General features: G+C 66.8%; 17 protein-coding genes. 11 read left to right on the top strand and 6 right to left on the bottom strand.

The genetic code is table 11. The features are described from left to right. Positions 1–91 precede the first annotated feature (91 nt). The 6 genes from ACLBWL_RS01830 (at position 92) to ACLBWL_RS01805 (ending at position 5,940) form a co-directional block, all read left to right on the top strand. The gene (locus tag ACLBWL_RS01830; protein WP_447789717.1) at positions 92–2,584 is read left to right on the top strand and encodes a helicase-related protein; all 2,493 of its coding nucleotides are present in this window, start codon (positions 92–94) and stop codon (positions 2,582–2,584) included. Then, complete coding sequence (locus ACLBWL_RS01825) at positions 2,577–2,885, top strand: RNA-binding S4 domain-containing protein (protein WP_447789715.1); 309 nt, start codon at positions 2,577–2,579, stop codon at positions 2,883–2,885. Before ACLBWL_RS01830 ends, ACLBWL_RS01825 begins: the two co-directional genes overlap by 8 nt. 251 nt (positions 2,886–3,136) lie before the next feature. Next, positions 3,137–3,478, top strand: coding sequence for a ferredoxin FdxA (gene fdxA / locus ACLBWL_RS01820; RefSeq protein ID WP_031393648.1), 342 nt, complete (start codon positions 3,137–3,139; stop codon positions 3,476–3,478). 202 nt (positions 3,479–3,680) lie between these two features. Beyond that, entirely contained in the window at positions 3,681–4,214 is a 534-nt protein-coding gene (locus ACLBWL_RS01815; protein ID WP_056053923.1) for a CarD family transcriptional regulator, read from the top strand. Between the two features lie 225 nt (positions 4,215–4,439). Continuing rightward, on the top strand, positions 4,440–5,171 hold the full coding sequence (locus tag ACLBWL_RS01810; RefSeq protein ID WP_447789712.1) for a head GIN domain-containing protein: 732 nt from the start codon (positions 4,440–4,442) through the stop codon (positions 5,169–5,171). Positions 5,172–5,208: 37 nt separating this feature from the next. Further along, a complete protein-coding gene (locus ACLBWL_RS01805; RefSeq protein ID WP_447789710.1) occupies positions 5,209–5,940 on the top strand; it encodes a GIN domain-containing protein in 732 nt (243 codons plus the stop codon). Between the two features lie 247 nt (positions 5,941–6,187). On the opposite strand, the gene ACLBWL_RS01800 is transcribed toward ACLBWL_RS01805, so the two are convergent. Then, positions 6,188–6,604 (bottom strand): DUF1489 family protein, encoded by a 417-nt coding sequence (locus ACLBWL_RS01800; protein ID WP_447789708.1) that lies wholly within the window; start codon positions 6,602–6,604, stop codon positions 6,188–6,190. A 31-nt stretch (positions 6,605–6,635) separates the two neighbouring features. Further along, complete coding sequence (gene mgtE, locus ACLBWL_RS01795) at positions 6,636–8,045, bottom strand: magnesium transporter (RefSeq protein WP_447789706.1); 1,410 nt, start codon at positions 8,043–8,045, stop codon at positions 6,636–6,638. A 110-nt stretch (positions 8,046–8,155) separates the two neighbouring features. Here mgtE and ACLBWL_RS01790 point away from each other — a divergent pair, with 110 nt between their 5' ends. Next, the gene (locus ACLBWL_RS01790) at positions 8,156–8,611 is read left to right on the top strand and encodes a peptidylprolyl isomerase (protein WP_447789704.1); all 456 of its coding nucleotides are present in this window, start codon (positions 8,156–8,158) and stop codon (positions 8,609–8,611) included. Between the two features lie 120 nt (positions 8,612–8,731). On the opposite strand, the gene ACLBWL_RS01785 is transcribed toward ACLBWL_RS01790, so the two are convergent. After that, positions 8,732–9,616 (bottom strand): LysR substrate-binding domain-containing protein, encoded by an 885-nt coding sequence (locus ACLBWL_RS01785; RefSeq protein ID WP_447789702.1) that lies wholly within the window; start codon positions 9,614–9,616, stop codon positions 8,732–8,734. A gap of 280 nt (positions 9,617–9,896) precedes the next feature. On the opposite strand from ACLBWL_RS01785, the gene ACLBWL_RS01780 reads away from it, so the two are divergent. Next, entirely contained in the window at positions 9,897–12,170 is a 2,274-nt protein-coding gene (locus tag ACLBWL_RS01780) for a CDC48 family AAA ATPase (RefSeq protein ID WP_447789700.1), read from the top strand. 261 nt (positions 12,171–12,431) lie between these two features. Beyond that, positions 12,432–12,719, top strand: a complete 288-nt coding sequence (locus tag ACLBWL_RS01775; RefSeq protein WP_447789698.1) for a hypothetical protein — start codon at positions 12,432–12,434, stop codon at positions 12,717–12,719. Between the two features lie 95 nt (positions 12,720–12,814). On the opposite strand, the gene ACLBWL_RS01770 is transcribed toward ACLBWL_RS01775, so the two are convergent. Next, entirely contained in the window at positions 12,815–14,128 is a 1,314-nt protein-coding gene (locus ACLBWL_RS01770; protein WP_447789696.1) for an MFS transporter, read from the bottom strand. After that, complete coding sequence (locus tag ACLBWL_RS01765) at positions 14,125–14,448, bottom strand: antibiotic biosynthesis monooxygenase (RefSeq protein ID WP_447789694.1); 324 nt, start codon at positions 14,446–14,448, stop codon at positions 14,125–14,127. The genes ACLBWL_RS01770 and ACLBWL_RS01765 overlap by 4 nt, the downstream gene beginning before the upstream one ends. A gap of 181 nt (positions 14,449–14,629) precedes the next feature. On the opposite strand from ACLBWL_RS01765, the gene ACLBWL_RS01760 reads away from it, so the two are divergent. Continuing rightward, entirely contained in the window at positions 14,630–15,244 is a 615-nt protein-coding gene (locus ACLBWL_RS01760) for a class I SAM-dependent methyltransferase (protein WP_447789692.1), read from the top strand. Positions 15,245–15,513: 269 nt separating this feature from the next. Here the strand turns inward: ACLBWL_RS01760 and ACLBWL_RS01755 are convergent, their stop codons facing one another. Beyond that, complete coding sequence (locus ACLBWL_RS01755; protein ID WP_447789690.1) at positions 15,514–16,674, bottom strand: phospholipase D-like domain-containing protein; 1,161 nt, start codon at positions 16,672–16,674, stop codon at positions 15,514–15,516. Between the two features lie 118 nt (positions 16,675–16,792). On the opposite strand from ACLBWL_RS01755, the gene rpoZ reads away from it, so the two are divergent. Beyond that, a complete protein-coding gene (gene rpoZ / locus ACLBWL_RS01750) occupies positions 16,793–17,137 on the top strand; it encodes a DNA-directed RNA polymerase subunit omega (protein WP_056053686.1) in 345 nt (114 codons plus the stop codon). The last annotated feature ends 62 nt before the right edge of the window (positions 17,138–17,199 follow it).

Below are 17,199 nucleotides of genomic sequence, written 5' to 3'. Positions count from 1 at the left end.
AGATGTGCCGACCCGGCGGCGGATCGTTAATACTCGGGAAACTCTGCGCAGGTCATTGCGCGCGCACGGTTTACCCCCGATGTTGTCGGCCATGAGCGACGATGCTTCCGGTGGCGTGACCGCAGTTCTCGGCCCTACCAACACGGGCAAGACGCACCTCGCGATCGAGCGGATGTGCGCGTATTCGAGCGGCATGATCGGCTTTCCGCTGCGGCTGCTCGCGCGCGAGGTCTATGACCGCGTCGTCGCGATCAAGGGTGCCAACCGGGTCGCGCTGGTCACCGGCGAGGAGAAGATCGTCCCGCCCGATGCGCGCTGGTTCCTGTGTACCGCCGAGTCGATGCCCGACCGCGACGTCGCCTTTGTCGGGCTCGACGAGGCGCAGTTGGGGGCGGACCCGGAGCGCGGGCATGTCTTCACCGACCGGCTGCTGCGCGCGCGGGGACGCGAGGAAACGATGATCCTCGGCTCCGAGGCGCTGCGACCGATGATCAAGACGCTCGTCCCCGGCGCGGAGATCGTCAACCGGCCGCGCTTTTCCACGCTGACCTATGCGGGCGCGAAGAAGATCAGCCGGCTGCCAAAGCGCTCGGCGATCGTCGCGTTCTCGGCCGAGGAAGTGTACGCGGTCGCCGAGATGCTGCGGCGTCTACGCGGCGGCGCGGCCGTCGTCATGGGGGCGCTGTCGCCGCGCACCCGGAATGCGCAGGTCGCGATGTTCCAGGCTGGCGAGGTCGATTATCTGGTCGCCACCGACGCGATCGGCATGGGGCTCAACATGGACGTCGCGCACGTCGCGTTCGCCAGCCTCAACAAGTTCGATGGCAAGCGCCAGCGTCGCCTGACGGTGGCGGAGATGGCGCAGATCGCCGGCCGCGCCGGGCGTCACCAGCGCGACGGCACGTTCGGCGCACTGTCCGACGACGGGCCCGGCGCGTTCCTGCCAGAAGAAGTGCTGGCGATCGAGGAACACCGGTTTCCGCGGCTCGAAAACCTCTACTGGCGGCAGGGCGAGCCCGATTTCTCCAGCATCGACGCGCTGGTCGCGAGCCTCGAAGCGCGGCCGCCTGCCGGCGTGTTGCGCGCTGCCCCCCAATCGCTCGATCTCGGCGTGCTCAAGCGTCTGGCGGAAGAAGGCTGGGTACGCGAGCGCGCGCGGCATCCGGCGATGGTCGCGCGGCTCTGGGCGGCGTGCGGCGTGCCCGATTTCCGCAAAGTCGGGCTCGATCCGCATGCGCGGTTCGTGTCGCGGCTGTTCGGGCATCTGAGCGAAGGCCGCGGGCATATCCCGCACCAGTGGTTCGCCGACGAGATCGCGCGGCTCGATACGGTCGCGGGCGACGTGCCCGTCATCGCCGGACGGATCGCCGCCACCCGCATCTGGGCCTATATCGCGCAGCGCGCCGACTGGCTGGCCGAGCCGACGCTCTGGGCGGCGCGCACTGCCGCGCTCGAGGAACGCCTGTCGGACGCGCTCCACGCCAGCCTGACGCAGCGGTTCGTCGACAAGCGCACGACCGCGCTGATGCGCCAGATCGGTGCGGACGCGGGCGCGCTGCCGGTGGTGATCGGCCCCGAAGGCGAGGTGATGGTCGAGGATCACCCAATCGGCCGCCTCGACGGGTTCCGCTTCACGGTGGCGGCGGACGCACGGGCGAGCGACAAGCGGCTGTTGCTCGCCGCCGCGGAGAAGCGGCTGGTCGGCGAACGATCGCGCCGCGGCCAGTCGCTGGTCGACGCGGCCGATGCGGACATCGCGCTCGACGACGCCGCGCAAATCGTCTGGGGCGGCCATCCGGTCGCCAGGCTCGGCGCAGGACCGTCGTTTGCACGGCCAAAACTGTTGCTCGACCGCGCGCTCGACTGCCTCGACAAGCCCGCGCGTGACAAGATCGAGGCACGGCTGGCGGCGTGGCTCGCCATCATGCTCAGGCGGAAGCTCGCGGTACTGGTCCAGCTCGCCGAACTCACCCGCGATCCCGCCGTCACCCCGGCGTTCCGCGCGGTCGCCGGCGCGATCGAGGAGGCCGGCGGGATCCTGCCGCGCCTGCCGATGCGGCTCGCGCTCGACGCGATCGATCCCGAGGAGCGCAAGCGGTTGCGCAAGATCGGCATCACCGTCGGCGCGCTCGACCTGTTCGACGCGCGGTTGCTCAAGCCCGAATCCGCCCGCTGGCGCCGGATCCTCGCCGGCGCGCGCGGCACGACGATCGCCGCTCCGCGCGACGGTGCCACCGTGCTCCCCCGCGGCACTGAGGGCGCGACGCTCGACGCCGGCTTCCGCCCGCTCGGCCTGCAAGCCGTCCGCGTCGACCTGATCGAGCGGATTGCTCGCGCCGCGCACGATTCGCGTCAGGGCCGCACGCCGTTCGCGCCCGACCCGGCGCTCGCGACCTCGATCGGGGTCGACCCCGCCGCGCTGGAGCGGTTGATGACCGAACTCGGCTTCAAGGCCTTGGCCGGCGATATACCGCGCTGGGTCTGGCGTGGTCGTCCGCCCGCCAGGCCAGCCCCCGTCGTGCCGATCGATCCGTCCCGCCAGAACGCCTTTGCCGGGCTCGCCGCACTGGTCCGCCATGGTTGAAGGCGCGATGCGGATCGACCGGTTCCTGTGGTTCGTGCGGCTCGCGAAAAGCCGCACCGCCGCGCAGGCGATCGCCGAGACGGGCCGGCTCCGCATCGATGGCCGCGCGATCGATCGTGCGCATTGCCCGGTGCGGGTGGGAAATGTGCTGACGTTCGCGGTGGAGGACCGGGTGCGGGTGATCCGGGTGGAGTCGTTGCCAGCGCGGCGAGGGCCGGCGCCCGAGGCTCAAGGTTGCTATCAGGATCTGATCGCGGGGAAGACGCCTGCCGGCACGGTGCGCGATCCTGCTTCCGAGTGACTGATCCTCCCCCGCAAGGGGGAGGTGGCACCGAAGGTGACGGAGGGGGAGGTAAGCGATCTCGTCCGTTGCGTGTCCTCCCCCTCCGTCTGGCAAGGGCCAGCCACCTCCCCCTGGCGGGGGAGGATTTAGGGGACGACAAAGCCTGATAACGTGTCGCAGAAGGCTTGCTATGATTGACGCGGCGGGCACTCGCGCATAGTCGCTGGCCCGTTCGTCGCCGGAAAGGAATCCGGCCCAGGAGTTATGCAATGACCTACGTCGTCACCGATGCCTGCATCCGCTGCAAGTACATGGACTGCGTGGAAGTGTGCCCGGTCGACTGCTTCTACGAAGGCGAGAACATGCTGGTGATCAATCCCAGCGAATGCATCGATTGCGGCGTGTGCGAACCCGAATGCCCCGCCGAAGCGATCCTGCCCGACACCGAGAGCGGGCTGGAACAGTGGCTCGAGCTGAACACGACCTTCTCGGCGCAATGGCCCAACGTCACGCGCAACGACAACCAGACGCCGCCGGACGCCGACGCGATGAAGGGCGTCGAGGGCAAGTTCGACAAGTATTTCTCGCCCGAGCCCGGCGCAGGCGACTGATAAGAGGCGGCGAATCCCGAAAAGGGCAAGCCGCCTGCCACGTTCGGCTGGTAATTTTGTTGCAAAGCTGCTAGATGGGTCCGCGACGGGCGCGATGATTCACGTCATCCGCTTGACGTACAGACCTATCCCTCCCCCGATGCAGCAGCGACGAGTCCTTCGTCGAGGCGTCGCGGCGAGGCTTGATCCGGAAAGGCCCCAAATGGCTGCCAAGGCACTGTCCTTCGATGTCGGTGATTTCGTCGTTTATCCCAAGCACGGGGTCGGCCGTGTGATCGAGCTCCAGCGCTCGGAAATCGCCGGCATGACACTGGAACTCTACGTCCTCCGGTTCGAGAAGGAGCGCATGACGCTCCGCGTACCGACCAACAAGGCCGAAAGCGTCGGCATGCGCAAGCTGTCGTCGGACAAGACGATGCGCGAGGCGATGGACACGCTCAAGGGCAAGCCCAAGGTCAAGCGCACCATGTGGTCGCGCCGTGCGCAGGAATACGAGGCGAAGATCAACTCGGGCGACCTCGTGTCGATCGCCGAAGTGGTCCGCGATCTGTTCCGTGCCGACGACCAGCCAGAGCAGAGCTATTCGGAGCGTCAGATCTTCGAAGGCGCGACCAGTCGCCTCGCGCGCGAACTGGCGGCGATGGAAGAGCTCGACGAGCCCAAGGCGCAGGAGAAGATCCTCGACATCCTCCGCGCCGCCGCCGCGATCTACAACAAGGACAAGGTGCCGGCGTAACGCCTGGGCAGCTTGACGAGACGAAAGGGCGGTCCTGCGGGGCCGCCCTTTTTCGTTGGGACGATGTGGTGTCGCCTTTGCCGCGCCCTTTCACTCCGGGCGGAGGCCGGGATGACGGCTTTCGGCAGATTCCGCAGATCGCGGGTCCGCAGCGTCACCACCAACAAACCCCCTTGCCCCTGCCCCGATCAGGTGTATTGTCCGAGCAACACACAGGAGGATGCGATGAACTTACTTGCGCTCGGACTGATCATTCCTCTCGCGGCCTGCTCGTTCAGCTGGGACGGCGACAAGGCGGGCTCGGGCGTCGCGGCGTCCGGCGCGGGCACGACGCGGACCTATCAGGTCACCGGGTTCGATCAGATCGACCTGCAAGGCTCGGACGACGTCGACGTGCGAGTCGGCACCGGCTTCTCGATCCGCGCCGAAGGTCCCTCCGACCAGCTCGACCGTTTGAAGATCGACCGCGACGGCGAGACGCTCGACATCGGCCGCAGGAACGGGGCCAACTTCGGCTGGACCAAGGGCGCCAAGGTGAAGGTGTACGTCACGCTGCCGCGGCTGACCGCGGCGCATATCTCGGGGTCGGGCGACATGGCGGTCGACCGCGTCGAGGCCGCCAAGTTCGAGGGCGAGATCCCGGGTTCCGGCCACCTGACCATCGCCGCGATGCAGGTCGACGATGCCGCCGTTTCGATCACCGGATCGGGCGAGGTGCGCTTGGCGGGGACGGCGAAGGCTCTCCACGTCGAAATCGCCGGGTCGGGGGATCTCGACGCGGCGAAGCTGCGGGCCCAGTCGGCCAGGATCGACCTTCCCGGCTCCGGCAGCGTCCGCGCGGTCGTCGACGGACCTGCGGTCGTCGACATAGCGGGCTCTGGCGACGTCGATCTTGGCCCCAAGGCGCGGTGCACGATTTCGAAGACGGGGTCGGGGTCGGTGCGCTGCGGGAACTGACTTGCCGGCGGGCGCGGAAGCGGCGACGGTTGCAGGCATGAGATATCTGCTCGCTCCGCTGCTGCTACTGTCCTCGCCCACGCCAGCCGGCGCGGCACCGGTCGCGAGCCGGACGATATCGGTCGGCAGCTTCGACCGGATCCGCGTCGAGGGCCCGTTCGAGGTGCGCGTCGCGACGGGTTCGCCGCGCGCGACGATCGGCGGCGATCCCCGGATCATCGAGGGAGTCGCGGTCCGTATCGACGGCACCACGCTATCGGTCCGCAAGGGCACCGGCGGCTGGGGCGAGCAACCGCGGAGTGGTGGGGGTGCCGCAGCCGGGCCGATCGTGGTGACGCTCTCCACCCCCGGCCTCGTCTCCGCGAGCGTCGCCGCCGGTGGACGACTGACGATCGCCAGGATGCGCGGCATGAAGGTCGACGTGACGGTCAGCGGCAACAGCAGCCTGGCACTCGCCGCGGCCGACACCGACCAGCTGAACGCGACGCTGATCGGCACCGGCCAGATGACGCTGGCCGGGCGCGCCTCTCGCGCGCGCCTGATCGCCAGCGGACCGGGCGCGATCGACGCGTCCGGGTTGGCGGTCAACGACCTCGCCGTGCATCTCGACGGCGTCGGCGAGGTGAAGGCCGCGGCGCGCTACACGGCGCTCGTGACGAACAGCGGGCTGGGAACGGTGACGGTCGCGGGGAATGCGAAATGCCGGGTCGAGGCTGCGGCGGGCGGGCCGGTGGTGTGTGGCGCACCGGGGGCAGGCGACGGGAAATAGGCATTCCATTGTCAGTATGGCCGCCGCAATAAGTCGTGCAATTAATACCACCCCGGCGAAGGCCGGGGCCCAATTGGAAAGGTCTGCATGACGGGGGACTGTCCGTCGCTACATTCGTCCCCCAATGGGGGCCCGGCCGCCGCCGGGGTGGCTTGGTGGGCGAATCCGCACGCCTGGAATTTCACATCGACTGCCGGGCGAATGGTGGAAAACCTGTCGTCACACGAGTTGCCGCCACCCACCCCCCTCAAATGAGCGCCAACTCCGCCAGTTTCGTCATCAAGGCCGGCGGCATCACGTCCAGCCCCGTCGCGTCGCCACCGAGATCGAGCGGCGCGTCGGCCCCTTCCAGATACCGCCACCCCTGATGCGCCCGCTTGGGGCGGGCCTGGACCAGCACCAGCTTCGGGTCGATATGGATCGCGACGCGCCCGCCCTCCGCCTCGCCGAAGCCGAGGATCGGCGAGCGAGCGATTAGCTGGTGCTTCAGGATCCAGAACATCGAGCCCCCCTCACCAACGGGCCCGGCCACCTCTGCATGCCGCTTGGGCAGATAGCGGGTGGTGAGGAACACCGGCCCCTCCTCGCCACGCAGGCGAAGCCGTTCCGCGAGGTGATCGACGCTGTCCGCGCCGAACGCGACTTTGGTGAGATGGAGCGGCATGCTGCTGAAAATGGGCTCTAAAAAGCGGCGATCAACCGTGCAGGCCCCAAAGAGTCGCCAGCCCGAGGAACGAGAAGAACCCCATCGTGTCGGTCATCGTCGTCACGAAAACGGCGGACGACACCGCCGGATCGATCCGGAACTTGTCGAGTGTCACCGGCACCAGCACGCCGCTGAGCCCGGCGACGATATTGTTGGTCAGCATCGCCGCGGCGATCACGATCGACAGATTTGGGTTGTGGAAGAACACATAGGTCCCGCAGCCGATCAGCGTCCCTAGCATCACGCCGTTGGCCGCGGCGATCCGGAACTCGCGGCCGATCATCCGCGCGGTGTTCGAACTCGTCAGCTGGTTGGTCGCCAGCGCCCGCACCACCACGGCGAGCGTCTGCGTGCCCGCATTGCCGCCCATCCCCGAGACGATCGGCATCAGCACCGCGAGCAGCGCGAAACCCGCGATCGTGCTCTGGAACAGCCCGACGACCGACGACGCGACCATCGCCGTGCCGAGGTTGACCACCAGCCAGATGAACCGCGTCCGCACCGTCAGCCGGATCGGCTCGTTGATATCGCCGTCGCCCGCGCCCGCCAGCCGCAGCGAATCCTCGCCCGCCTCTTCGGAGATGATGTGGACGATGTCGTCGACCGTGATCATCCCGACCAGTCTTCCGCCATGATCGACCACCGCGGCCGAGATCAGCGCGTATTTCTGGAAGCGCAGCGCGACTTCCTCCTGGTCCATGTCGACCGGGATCAGCGTCTGTTCGCGCTTCATCACGTCGGCCATCGCGATCCCGCGCGGCGTGCGCAGCATCCACGACAGCTGGCACGTACCGATCGGACGATGCGCCGGATCGACGACGAAGATCTCCCAGAAATCGGTCGTCAGCTCCTCATGGCCGCGCAGGTAATCGATCGCGTCGCCGACCGTCCAATGCTCGGGTACCGCGATCAGCTCGCGCTGCATCAGGCGGCCGGCGGACTCCTCGGCGTAGCTCAGCGCCTCCTCGATCGCGGCGCGATCGTCGGGATCGAGCGCACGCAGCACCGCGCGCTGCTCGTCCTCGTCCATGTCCTCGATGATCGCGACCGCGTCGTCGGTATCGAGCTCGGACGCGAGATCCGCGACCTGATGCGGCTCGAGCGCATCGATCAGATCCTCGCGGACGTAATCGTTCATCTCGGCGAACACGTCGCCGCCAAGCAGATCGGTGACCGCCCGCGCCAGCGCCGCACGATCCTCCTGCGGGGTCAGCTCGAACAGATCGGCGATGTCGGCGGGATGGAGCGGCTCGACCAGTGCGCGCGCGGCTTCGTCGTCGCCCTCCTCGACCGCATCGAGCACGGCCCGCACGAATTCGGGCCGCAGATGGTCGTCGCGGTCGAGCTGGGTCTCGGGCGGGGTTTCGGTTTCGACCTCGGGAAGCTCGAGTTCGCTCATGGCAGCCTCCCTTAAAAAGTGCGCGTTTGGGCCCTAACCCGGCCGGCGTGCATTTGCCAGTCGGAGTGCGGCTCCCTATCTGCGCCTCATCAATTCAGGAGAAGACACCCATGGCCGATACCCCCGAAACGCTGACGCTGACCCTCGAAGGCGGCGACGTCACGATCAAGCTGCGTCCGGATCTGGCCCCCAGGCACGTCGAGCGGATCGTCGAGCTGGCCAATGACGGCTTCTACGACGGCGTCGTGTTCCACCGCGTGATCCCGGGCTTCATGGCGCAGGGCGGCGATCCGACCGGCACCGGCACGTCGGGCTCGGACAAGCCGAACCTCAAGGCGGAATTCTCGGCCGAGCCGCATGTCCGCGGCGTGTGTTCGATGGCACGGACCAACCAGCCCGATACCGCGAACTCGCAGTTCTTCATCGTGTTCGACGACGCCCGCTTCCTCGACAAGCAGTACACCGTCTGGGGCCAGGTCACCGACGGCATGGAACTGGTCGACGCGCTGCCCAAGGGCGAGCCGCCGCGTAATCCGGGGAAGATCATCAAGGCACGCGCGGCTTAAGCTGAATTCCCCTCCCGCTGGCGGGAGGGGCTAGGGGAGGGTGCGACGTACGTACTGGCGTCCGGTCAGTGAGGCACGCCCCTCCCCCAACCCCTCCCGCAAGCGGGAGGGGAGTAGCGGTCACACTTCCGCCAACGCCTTGATCAGCCAGTCGTGGAACAGCTTCACCGGCTTGGTCTGCAGCGCCCGTGGGCGGCAGACGAACCAGTAGCTGTACGGGCTCTCCACCTCGATATCGAACAGCCGCACCAGCCGCGGGTCGTTGGCATCGGCGAAATGGCTCGCATGCATGAACGCCACGCCCAAGCCCTGGGCGGCGGCCTCCAGCATCAGCGCGCCCGAATCGAAATGGTCGATCGCCAGCGGCTCGATATCGTCGAGCCCGGCCGCGGTCCGCCATGCCGAGAACGTATCGATCATGTCGCGGTGGACCAGCGCGGTCAGCGTCGTCAGCTGTTCGGGCCGCGTGATCGGGTCCGGCCGCTCCAGCAGGCTGCGCGCACCGATCACGTACACCGAATTGCGATCGAGCCGCCGCGCGTAGAAGGCCGGATCGATCTCGCGCGACAACGCTATCACCGCATCGAGCCCGTCGCCCAGCCGCGATACGAGATGCGCCGCGGTATCGATGTCGAGATGCAGCTCCGGATGCGCCTTCCGTAACTCCCCCAGCCGCGGAAACAGCTTCTGCGACGCGTAGAGCGGCAGGATGCCGAGCCGCAGCCGCAGCACCTCGGTCGTGCTGGTCAGCGATTCGACCGCATCCGACAGCGAATCGAGCACGGGCGCGATCTGTGCGAGCAGCCGTTCGCCATCCGCATTCAGCACCATCGCTTGGTGCCTGCGCGCGAACAGCGGCTTGGCGATGAAGCGCTCCAGGCTCTGCACGCGCCGGCTGAGCGCGGGCGCGGACAGCGCCAGATCTTCCGCGGCAGCCTTGATCGACCCCAGCCGCGCGACCTGCACGAACGCCTCGATAGCCCCCAATGGCGGCAGCCTGCGCATGATTCCTCTTTCGACTCGACGCGTGTGACAATGACCGCTGGACGCATTCATGCACGCGATTGCAGTTAGCGCAATCGTAGCTGATCCCTTCGCACTTGCAACATGAACCGTCTCGACGCAAAAAGACCTCGCCTTTTAGGCATCCTCTCCTAAAAACTTTCATGGGCTGGCCTTCATTGGCCGGCCCTTTTTTTGTGCGTTTTCGCGGTCGAAAACCGGGGTGGCCTCGAAACTCAGTCGTGTGCGCCCCATCTGATCCTGCGAGTTCGAAGGAGTCGAGATGCCCGATAGCGAAATCCCCACGCGAAAAATCCAGGTCGCCAATGCGCGTCCCGAGGATAGCGGCCGCGGCTTGGCGCATCTGCCACGCGCGCTGATGGCGACGCTCGGGATCGGCGAGGGCGACGTGATCGAGATCCTCGGCAAGCAGAACACGCCCGCGCGCGCCGTTGGGCCGTATCCCGAGGACGAAGGTCTCGACATCCTCCGCATCGACGGCCTTCAGCGTGCGAACGCTGGCGTTGGCTCGGGCGATTTCGTCGAGGTGCGGAAGGCCGAGTCGAAGCCCGCGACGCGGGTCGTCTTCGCCCCGGCGCAACAGAATCTCCGCCTCCAGGGCTCGACCAACGCGCTCAAGCGCACCTTCCTCGGCCGGCCGATCTGCCAAGGCGATATCGTCGCGACCGCAGGGCATCAGCGCGTCGGCAACATGCCACCGGGCGTCCAGCAGTTCATGAACGCGCCGGCATACGCGCTCCAGGAGATCCGCCTCGCGGTGATCGCCGCCAGTCCCAAGGGCGTGGTGCACATCGACGAGAACACCGAGATCGAACTCCGCTCCGAATATGAGGAGCCGCAGGCCGCACGCCGTGCCGACGTCACCTATGACGATATCGGCGGCATGGCGCAGACGATCGACCAGTTGCGCGAGATGGTCGAACTGCCGCTGCGCTATCCCGAATTGTTCCAGCGTCTGGGCGTCGATCCACCCAAGGGCGTGTTGCTGCACGGCCCGCCCGGCACCGGCAAGACGCGGCTCGCACGTGCCGTCGCGAACGAGTCCGACGCGCAGTTCTTTCTGATCAACGGTCCCGAGATCATGGGTTCCGCCTATGGCGAGTCCGAGTCGCGCCTCCGTGAAGTGTTCGAGGAAGCGGCGAAGGCAGCGCCTTCGATCGTGTTCATCGACGAAATCGATTCGATCGCACCCAAGCGTGGCCAGGTATCGGGCGAGGCGGAGAAGCGTCTCGTCGCGCAATTGCTGACGTTGATGGACGGTATCGAATCACGTGCCAACCTCGTCGTGATCGCCGCCACCAACCGTCCCGAGGCGATCGACGAAGCGCTCCGTCGTCCCGGCCGGTTCGACCGCGAGATCGTCGTCGGCGTACCCGACGAGCGTGGCCGCCGAGAGATCCTTGGCATCCACACGCGCGGCATGCCGCTCGGCGACCGTGTCGATCTCGATGAACTGTCGCGCACTACGTATGGCTTCGTCGGCGCCGATCTCGCCGCGCTGACCCGCGAGGCGGCGATCGAGGCGGTTCGCCGGATCATGCCCAGGCTCAATCTGGAGGAACGGACGATCCCGCCCGAGGTGCTCGACGAACTGTCGGTCACGCGCGAGGATTTCCTAGGGGCGCTCAAGCGCGTCCAACCGTCGGCGATGCGCGAAGTCATGGTGCAGGCACCGACCGTGCGCTGGGCCGATGTGGGTGGCCTCGACGATGCGCAGATGCGGCTGAAGGAGGGCGTCGAACTCCCGCTCAAGAACCCCGACGCGTTCCGCCGGCTCGGCATCCGCCCGGCCAAGGGCTTCCTGCTCTACGGCCCGCCTGGCACCGGCAAGACGCTGCTGGCGAAAGCGGTCGCGCGCGAGGCGGAGGCGAACTTCATCGCCACCAAATCGTCCGACCTGCTCAGCAAATGGTACGGCGAAAGCGAACAGCAGATCGCCCGCCTGTTCCAGCGCGCACGTCAGGTCGCACCGTGCGTGATCTTCATCGACGAACTCGATTCGCTGGTGCCTGCACGCGGCAGCGGTGCGGGCGAGCCGCAGGTGACCGAGCGTGTCGTCAACACGATCCTTGCCGAAATGGATGGGCTGGAGGAGCTTCAGTCGGTCGTCGTGATCGGCGCGACCAACCGGCCCAACCTGATCGACCCGGCGTTGCTGCGCCCGGGCCGGTTCGACGAACTCGTCTATGTCGGCGTCCCCGACAAAGCAGGCCGCCGCCGGATCCTCGGCATCCAGACGCAGAAGATGCCGCTGGCGAGCGACGTCGATCTCGATCGCCTGGCGGACCGCACCGACCGTTTCAGCGGTGCGGATCTGGAAGACGTCGTCCGCCGCGCCGGCTTGGTGGCGTTGCGCCGCTCGATCGACTCGACCGACGTGACGATGGCCGACTTCGAAGGCGCTTTGAAGGAGTCGCGCGCCAGCGTTACCCCAGAGACCGAACGCGAATACGAACAGATGGCCGCGCGACTGAAGCAGGATGCCACGGCGATCCAGCCAATCGGTTTCGCCTTTCCCGCTAAGAGTGCGGAATGACTAGCGCCCCCCCTCCCGGCGGAGGGGGGCCATCCATCGGCGATCCGCGCCGCTATAAGTTGACATTACGTCATACGGCTCCGATGTAACTTTTATGTACGCCCCTGCGACACATAAGCGTTTCCGCGACCATTCCGGGCAACTCGCCGCACGTGGTTAGCCCGAGCTCGCGGCTATAGGCCGTTCGAGTTCGGGCTTTATTCGATCTGACCTTTGGGACGTGCTCTGCGCGCCCATGATCTCGAGTAAAACGGAAACCACATGATGTCTGACTCCGCCCCTAAATCTGGCGCTCACCCTGCGGCGAACCACGATCTGTCCGATCACGCTGCTTCGCCCCGCCCCTTCTTGCGAATGCGGCCAAGGCATTTCTTTTCCAACAAGTTCGACATGGATATCGTCGAAGACTATTCGGACGTGGATGCGGACGACTATTCCGTTCGGCGGCCGAAATGGCTGAACCGGCTGATCGAGATGAACTTGTTGCTGATGATCCTGCTGATCGGGGTTCCGGTGCTTTTGTACTGCATCATAGCCTCTGCAAAATAGCGGACGTTGGCGAGGCGGCCGATCGGCCCTGGAATACGGCCTGATCGACTGAGAGGCGCCCGCGTAACGATGACGCGTGCGCCCGAATGGTTGTCCTAGCTGTCCTTGGCATCCTTCAGCGACACCCAGGCGTAGGCGATCATTACCACGCAAGCCGCGCCCGCGACTAGATACGGCAGCGAGTGCTGCGCCTCGTATAGACCGACTCCGATCGACGGGCCGAGCACGAAGCTGGCGCCGTTGATGCTCGTCACCTTGCCCGCGACCGAGCCTTGCGCATTGGCGCCGACCGCCAGCGACGAGCCTGCGGTGAAGCCCGGGCGCGTGAAGCCGAAGCCGAGGCTGGCCAGCGCATAGGCGGTCGCGATCGTGTAGAGCGATGTCGCGATCCCGGTCAGCGCGGTTCCCGCCGCCGCCAGCACCAGTCCGGTGAGCACGAGTTGGCGTGGCGTCATGTTGAGACGTGGGATGACTCCCCATTGCGCGAGCAATGCGGCGCCCGCACCCATCATCAGGACGATGCCCGTAGGCTCCAGCGCCAGTGCCGGGGCAAGGTGAAGGCGGTCGATCACGAGGAAGCCGATCGCCTGGCTCGTCATTGCCTGCGCGTGGCCCATCACCAGCCCGGCGATCATCCAGGCGCGGATCCGGGGATCGGTGTAGCCGACATGCTCGACATGCGATCCGGTGGCGGCGGCGACCGAGGCGCCGGTCGGGGCGCCGCCGATCGACGGGTACGCCGAGCTCGCGCCGTGCGTATCCTCGTGTGGCGCAACGATCTTGTCGTCGGGCAGCATCCGTCGCACCGTGATCCACACCGCCACGCCGAACACCGCGAACAGGAACGCCGGGCCTGCCAAGCCGATCTCGACGCCGCCGATCGAGCCGAGGATCAGGTACGGCGCGATCGCGGGTCCCAATATGGTGCCGAGCCCGAACGCCGAGGCGAGCAGGGTCAGCGCCTTGGTCCGTTCCTCGCGCGTCGTTTCGCCGGCGACGAGCGCCTGCACCGCCGGCGGAGCGGCGGCGCCAAACGTACCGTAGATCAGCCGCCCGCCGATAAAGCACAGGAACGCGGTCGTGCCGCCGATCCACGCGTTGATCCCCGCCAGCAGGAACACGCCGCACAGCGTCAGCGACACGCTGAACCCGCCGACGCCGAGCAGGATCATCGCGCGGCGGCCGTGCCGGTCGGATCGATTCGCCCAGAACGGCGCGGCGATCACCCACAGCAACGCCGACACCGAGAACGCCGCCGCCACCGCGCTGTCGGCGACTCCAAGCGATCGCCCGAGCGCGGGCAGCACCGACTGCAACGCGGTGTTCCCCGCCGCGATCGTCAGCATCACGAGGAACATCAGCGCGAAGCGGCGGTCGATCTTCGGGCCGTCCATCGAGGCTTCGATCATGGCCGCGTCCAGGCATAGGCGCGTTCGATCCGTGCGACATTGACCCAATAGCTGTCGTACCAGAGTGCCCGCCCGCGCTCGCGAATCGCGGTGTGCTCGGGATGGTCGCGCCATGCGATCGCCGCGGCGTCGTCGGCCCAATAGCTGACGGTGATCCCCATGCCGCCCGCCTCGCGCGCGCTGTCGACACCGCGATAGCCGGGCTGTGAGGCGGCGAGCGCGTCCATAGCCACGGCAGCCTCGGCGTAGCCGGCGGGGTCCGCGTCGTTACGGATCGACACGAAAATAACCGCAATCTGGCCTGTACGATCGTCGTTCATGGTCCGTGCTTAAGCGATGCCGTACACTTGGCAAAGCCGCCGGAACCGCTTGGCGCACCACGACTTCCGCTTCGGTTCGTCGCCGCATGCAACCCGCGGCCCTTGAAACGCGTTCGGAATTCGTGCGACGGGAGGGGCAAAGCTCCGCCACCGTGCGGGACCCCTGATCGTAAGGAACACGATGCCCAGTTCGACCACCGCCACCCGGCGTGCACGCAGTCGCCCCGCCGGCGTGCCGTCCCCGTGGCAGATGTTTTTTTCGGGGTTCCTGAAACATCCCGTCATGGTCGGATCGATCGTGCCGTCGTCGGACAAGCTGATTCGGAAAATGCTGGGGCCGGTCGACTGGGCGAACTGCAAGCTGTTCGTCGAATACGGCCCAGGCGTCGGCACGTTCTGCCGGCCGATCCTCGACCGCATGGCGCCGGATGCCAAGCTGGTGGTGATCGACACCAACCCCGATTTCATCCGCTATCTGCGCCACACGATCACCGACCCGCGGTTCTTCGCGGTGCTGGGCTCGGCGGACGCGGTCGAGACGATCGTCGCCGACCACGGCTTCGAAAAGGCCGATTACGTGTTGTCCGGCCTGCCGTTCTCGACGCTGCCCCCCGGTGTCGGCCCGGCGATCGCGGCCGCGACGCATGCGGTGCTGCGGACCGGCGGCGCGTTCCTGGTCTATCAGTTCTCGCCCAAGGTGAAGGACTTCCTGACGCCGCATTTCGAGGCGATCGACCACGACATGGAGTGGTGGAACGTACCACCCGCGCAGCTGTACTGGGCGTGGAAGGCCTGACGCAGGCGCGGCCACGCCCGCGCCGCTGCGCAAGCAGCGTCAGGCCCGGCCGGCGGGTCGGCTAGATAGCCGAACCCGTCCGACGGCGGCTTTGCCGGCGGCGCTGATGTGGTCCAAGTCCGGTAAACGGGAAGCTCGTCCAAACCCCCTCCGTCATCCTGACGAAAGTCAGGACCCAGAGCCAAACAGGACGGCGTTCTCGGCCCTGGATCCTGACTTTCGTCAGGATGACGGAGTGGGGCCGATGTCTTTGGCCGCCGCTGCCCCCTCTACTCATCGATCCCGAAGTTCAGCCCGCGCGACAGGCTCGGGTCGACCACCGCGACCAGGAAATACGCGCCGAGCTGCTTCAGCCGCTGCACCCAGCCGGTGTTCGCCTTGTACAGTGCAGCAGTCACCTCGACCGATTTCGCCACCTCGCCGTCGACATAGCGCCGGACATGGCCCGCGAACGCCGCATCCTCGATCCGCAGCATCAGCTCCATGTTGATGAACAGACTGCGCATGTCGAAGTTCGCCGAGCCGATATGGACCACGTCATCGATCACATAGAGCTTGGTATGCAGCTTGGTCGGCTGGTATTCGAATAGCCGCACGCCCTTGCGCAACAGCCCGGCATAGGTGAACCGCGCAGCGGCGATCGTCGCGTTGTTGTCCGATTTGCTCGCGGTGACAACGCGGACCCCGGCATTGCGACGCCCGGCGTGATCGAGCCGCCGCAACAGCGCGGGGCTCGGCGTGAAATAGCCCGCGATCACGTCGATGCGCGCGCCCCGCCGCATGTCGTCGCGCACCGCGCGCGCCCAGGGCGACAGTTTGCGCGTGGGGCCGCCGATCAGCCAGCGCGTCGGTCCTTGAGTCTCGCTCCACTTCGCCAACGCCGCCGTCAGGTGTCGCAGCTTGCCCTTGGGCTCGTGGATCCACGCCTGCAACGCATCGAAATAGCCCGTCAGCCGCCCGGCGGCAGGGCCCTCGACCAGCAGCCCCAGATCGCGCCACGCGTGCTCGGCGACGGTGCCGAAATAATCATCCTCGATGTTGAAACCGCCGATGATGATCCGCGATTCGTCCGCGAGCGCGAGCTTCTGGTGGTTACGCAGAAGATAGCGTCGGCCGAACCGCGCGGAGAACCGGCATACCGAGACGTTGGCGGCTTCGAGCGGTTCGAAGAATGCGTGCGGCGCATCGTCGCTGCCGAACCCGTCGACGATCAGCGACACCTCGACCCCACGCTTGGCGGCCGCGATCAGCGCGGCGTTGACGCGCTTGCCGGACTCGTCGTCGGCATAGATGTAATACAGCACGCGCAGCGTCCGCTCGGCGCCGTCGATCAGCGCCAGCACCGCATCTAGGCGGCGGGGGCCGGTATCGAGCAGCGTCAGCCGGTTGCCCTCGACGGTGAAGCTGGGTTGTTCGGCGGGTTCGTCCATGCGCCGCGTGATGGACACGAGGCCGGCCGGTGGCAACCCGCGGCGGATTTCTTGACTATGCGGGCCATACCCCCTAGGCGACACGTTCTCACTCTATCGTTGTTACGAAGGAAGCCGCATGGCGCGCGTTACCGTCGAGGATTGTGTCGACAAGATCCCCAACCGGTTCGACCTGGTGTTGTTCGCGGCCCAGCGTGCGCGCCAGATTTCGGGCGGCGCTGAACTGACGCTCGAGCGCGACCGCGACAAGAACCCAGTCGTAGCGCTGCGCGAGATCGCCGACGAGAACGTCAAGCCGGCGCATCTCAAGGAACAGGTCATCCAGGGCCTGCAGAAGGTTCGCGTCGACGACGACGACGAGGTCGACGCCGTCGGCAGCCTGTCGGCATCGGCCGAGGCGCTTCGTCTCACCGCAGCAGCGCCGCCGCGGAACCAGAATCTGGGTGCCGATTACGAGGGCTGATCGGCTTTTGGGATTGGTATCGTGAAAGACCCGCGGCATGCCGAATGCCGCGGGTCTTTTCG

It is taken from the genome of Sphingomonas sp. M1A8_2b, from assembly GCF_053345535.1.
This window is presented reverse-complemented; position numbering and strand designations above follow the sequence as displayed.

Bases quoted from the DNA above. Each gene is read 5' to 3' on its own strand.
- ACLBWL_RS01815 (WP_056053923.1), top strand. From the start codon at position 3,681: ATGGCTGCCAAGGCACTGTCCTTCGATGTCGGTGATTTCGTCGTTTAT.
- ACLBWL_RS01810 (WP_447789712.1), top strand. From the start codon at position 4,440: ATGAACTTACTTGCGCTCGGACTGATCATTCCTCTCGCGGCCTGCTCG.
- ACLBWL_RS01790 (WP_447789704.1), top strand. From the start codon at position 8,156: ATGGCCGATACCCCCGAAACGCTGACGCTGACCCTCGAAGGCGGCGAC.
- fdxA (WP_031393648.1), top strand. From the start codon at position 3,137: ATGACCTACGTCGTCACCGATGCCTGCATCCGCTGCAAGTACATGGAC.
- ACLBWL_RS01770 (WP_447789696.1), bottom strand. From the start codon at position 14,128: ATGATCGAAGCCTCGATGGACGGCCCGAAGATCGACCGCCGCTTCGCG.
- ACLBWL_RS01775 (WP_447789698.1), top strand. From the start codon at position 12,432: ATGATGTCTGACTCCGCCCCTAAATCTGGCGCTCACCCTGCGGCGAAC.
- mgtE (WP_447789706.1), bottom strand. From the start codon at position 8,045: ATGAGCGAACTCGAGCTTCCCGAGGTCGAAACCGAAACCCCGCCCGAG.
- ACLBWL_RS01780 (WP_447789700.1), top strand. From the start codon at position 9,897: ATGCCCGATAGCGAAATCCCCACGCGAAAAATCCAGGTCGCCAATGCG.
- ACLBWL_RS01755 (WP_447789690.1), bottom strand. From the start codon at position 16,674: ATGGACGAACCCGCCGAACAACCCAGCTTCACCGTCGAGGGCAACCGG.
- ACLBWL_RS01805 (WP_447789710.1), top strand. From the start codon at position 5,209: ATGAGATATCTGCTCGCTCCGCTGCTGCTACTGTCCTCGCCCACGCCA.
- ACLBWL_RS01830 (WP_447789717.1), top strand. From the start codon at position 92: ATGAGCGACGATGCTTCCGGTGGCGTGACCGCAGTTCTCGGCCCTACC.
- ACLBWL_RS01760 (WP_447789692.1), top strand. From the start codon at position 14,630: ATGCCCAGTTCGACCACCGCCACCCGGCGTGCACGCAGTCGCCCCGCC.
- ACLBWL_RS01765 (WP_447789694.1), bottom strand. From the start codon at position 14,448: ATGAACGACGATCGTACAGGCCAGATTGCGGTTATTTTCGTGTCGATC.
- ACLBWL_RS01825 (WP_447789715.1), top strand. From the start codon at position 2,577: ATGGTTGAAGGCGCGATGCGGATCGACCGGTTCCTGTGGTTCGTGCGG.
- rpoZ (WP_056053686.1), top strand. From the start codon at position 16,793: ATGGCGCGCGTTACCGTCGAGGATTGTGTCGACAAGATCCCCAACCGG.
- ACLBWL_RS01785 (WP_447789702.1), bottom strand. From the start codon at position 9,616: ATGCGCAGGCTGCCGCCATTGGGGGCTATCGAGGCGTTCGTGCAGGTC.
- ACLBWL_RS01800 (WP_447789708.1), bottom strand. From the start codon at position 6,604: ATGCCGCTCCATCTCACCAAAGTCGCGTTCGGCGCGGACAGCGTCGAT.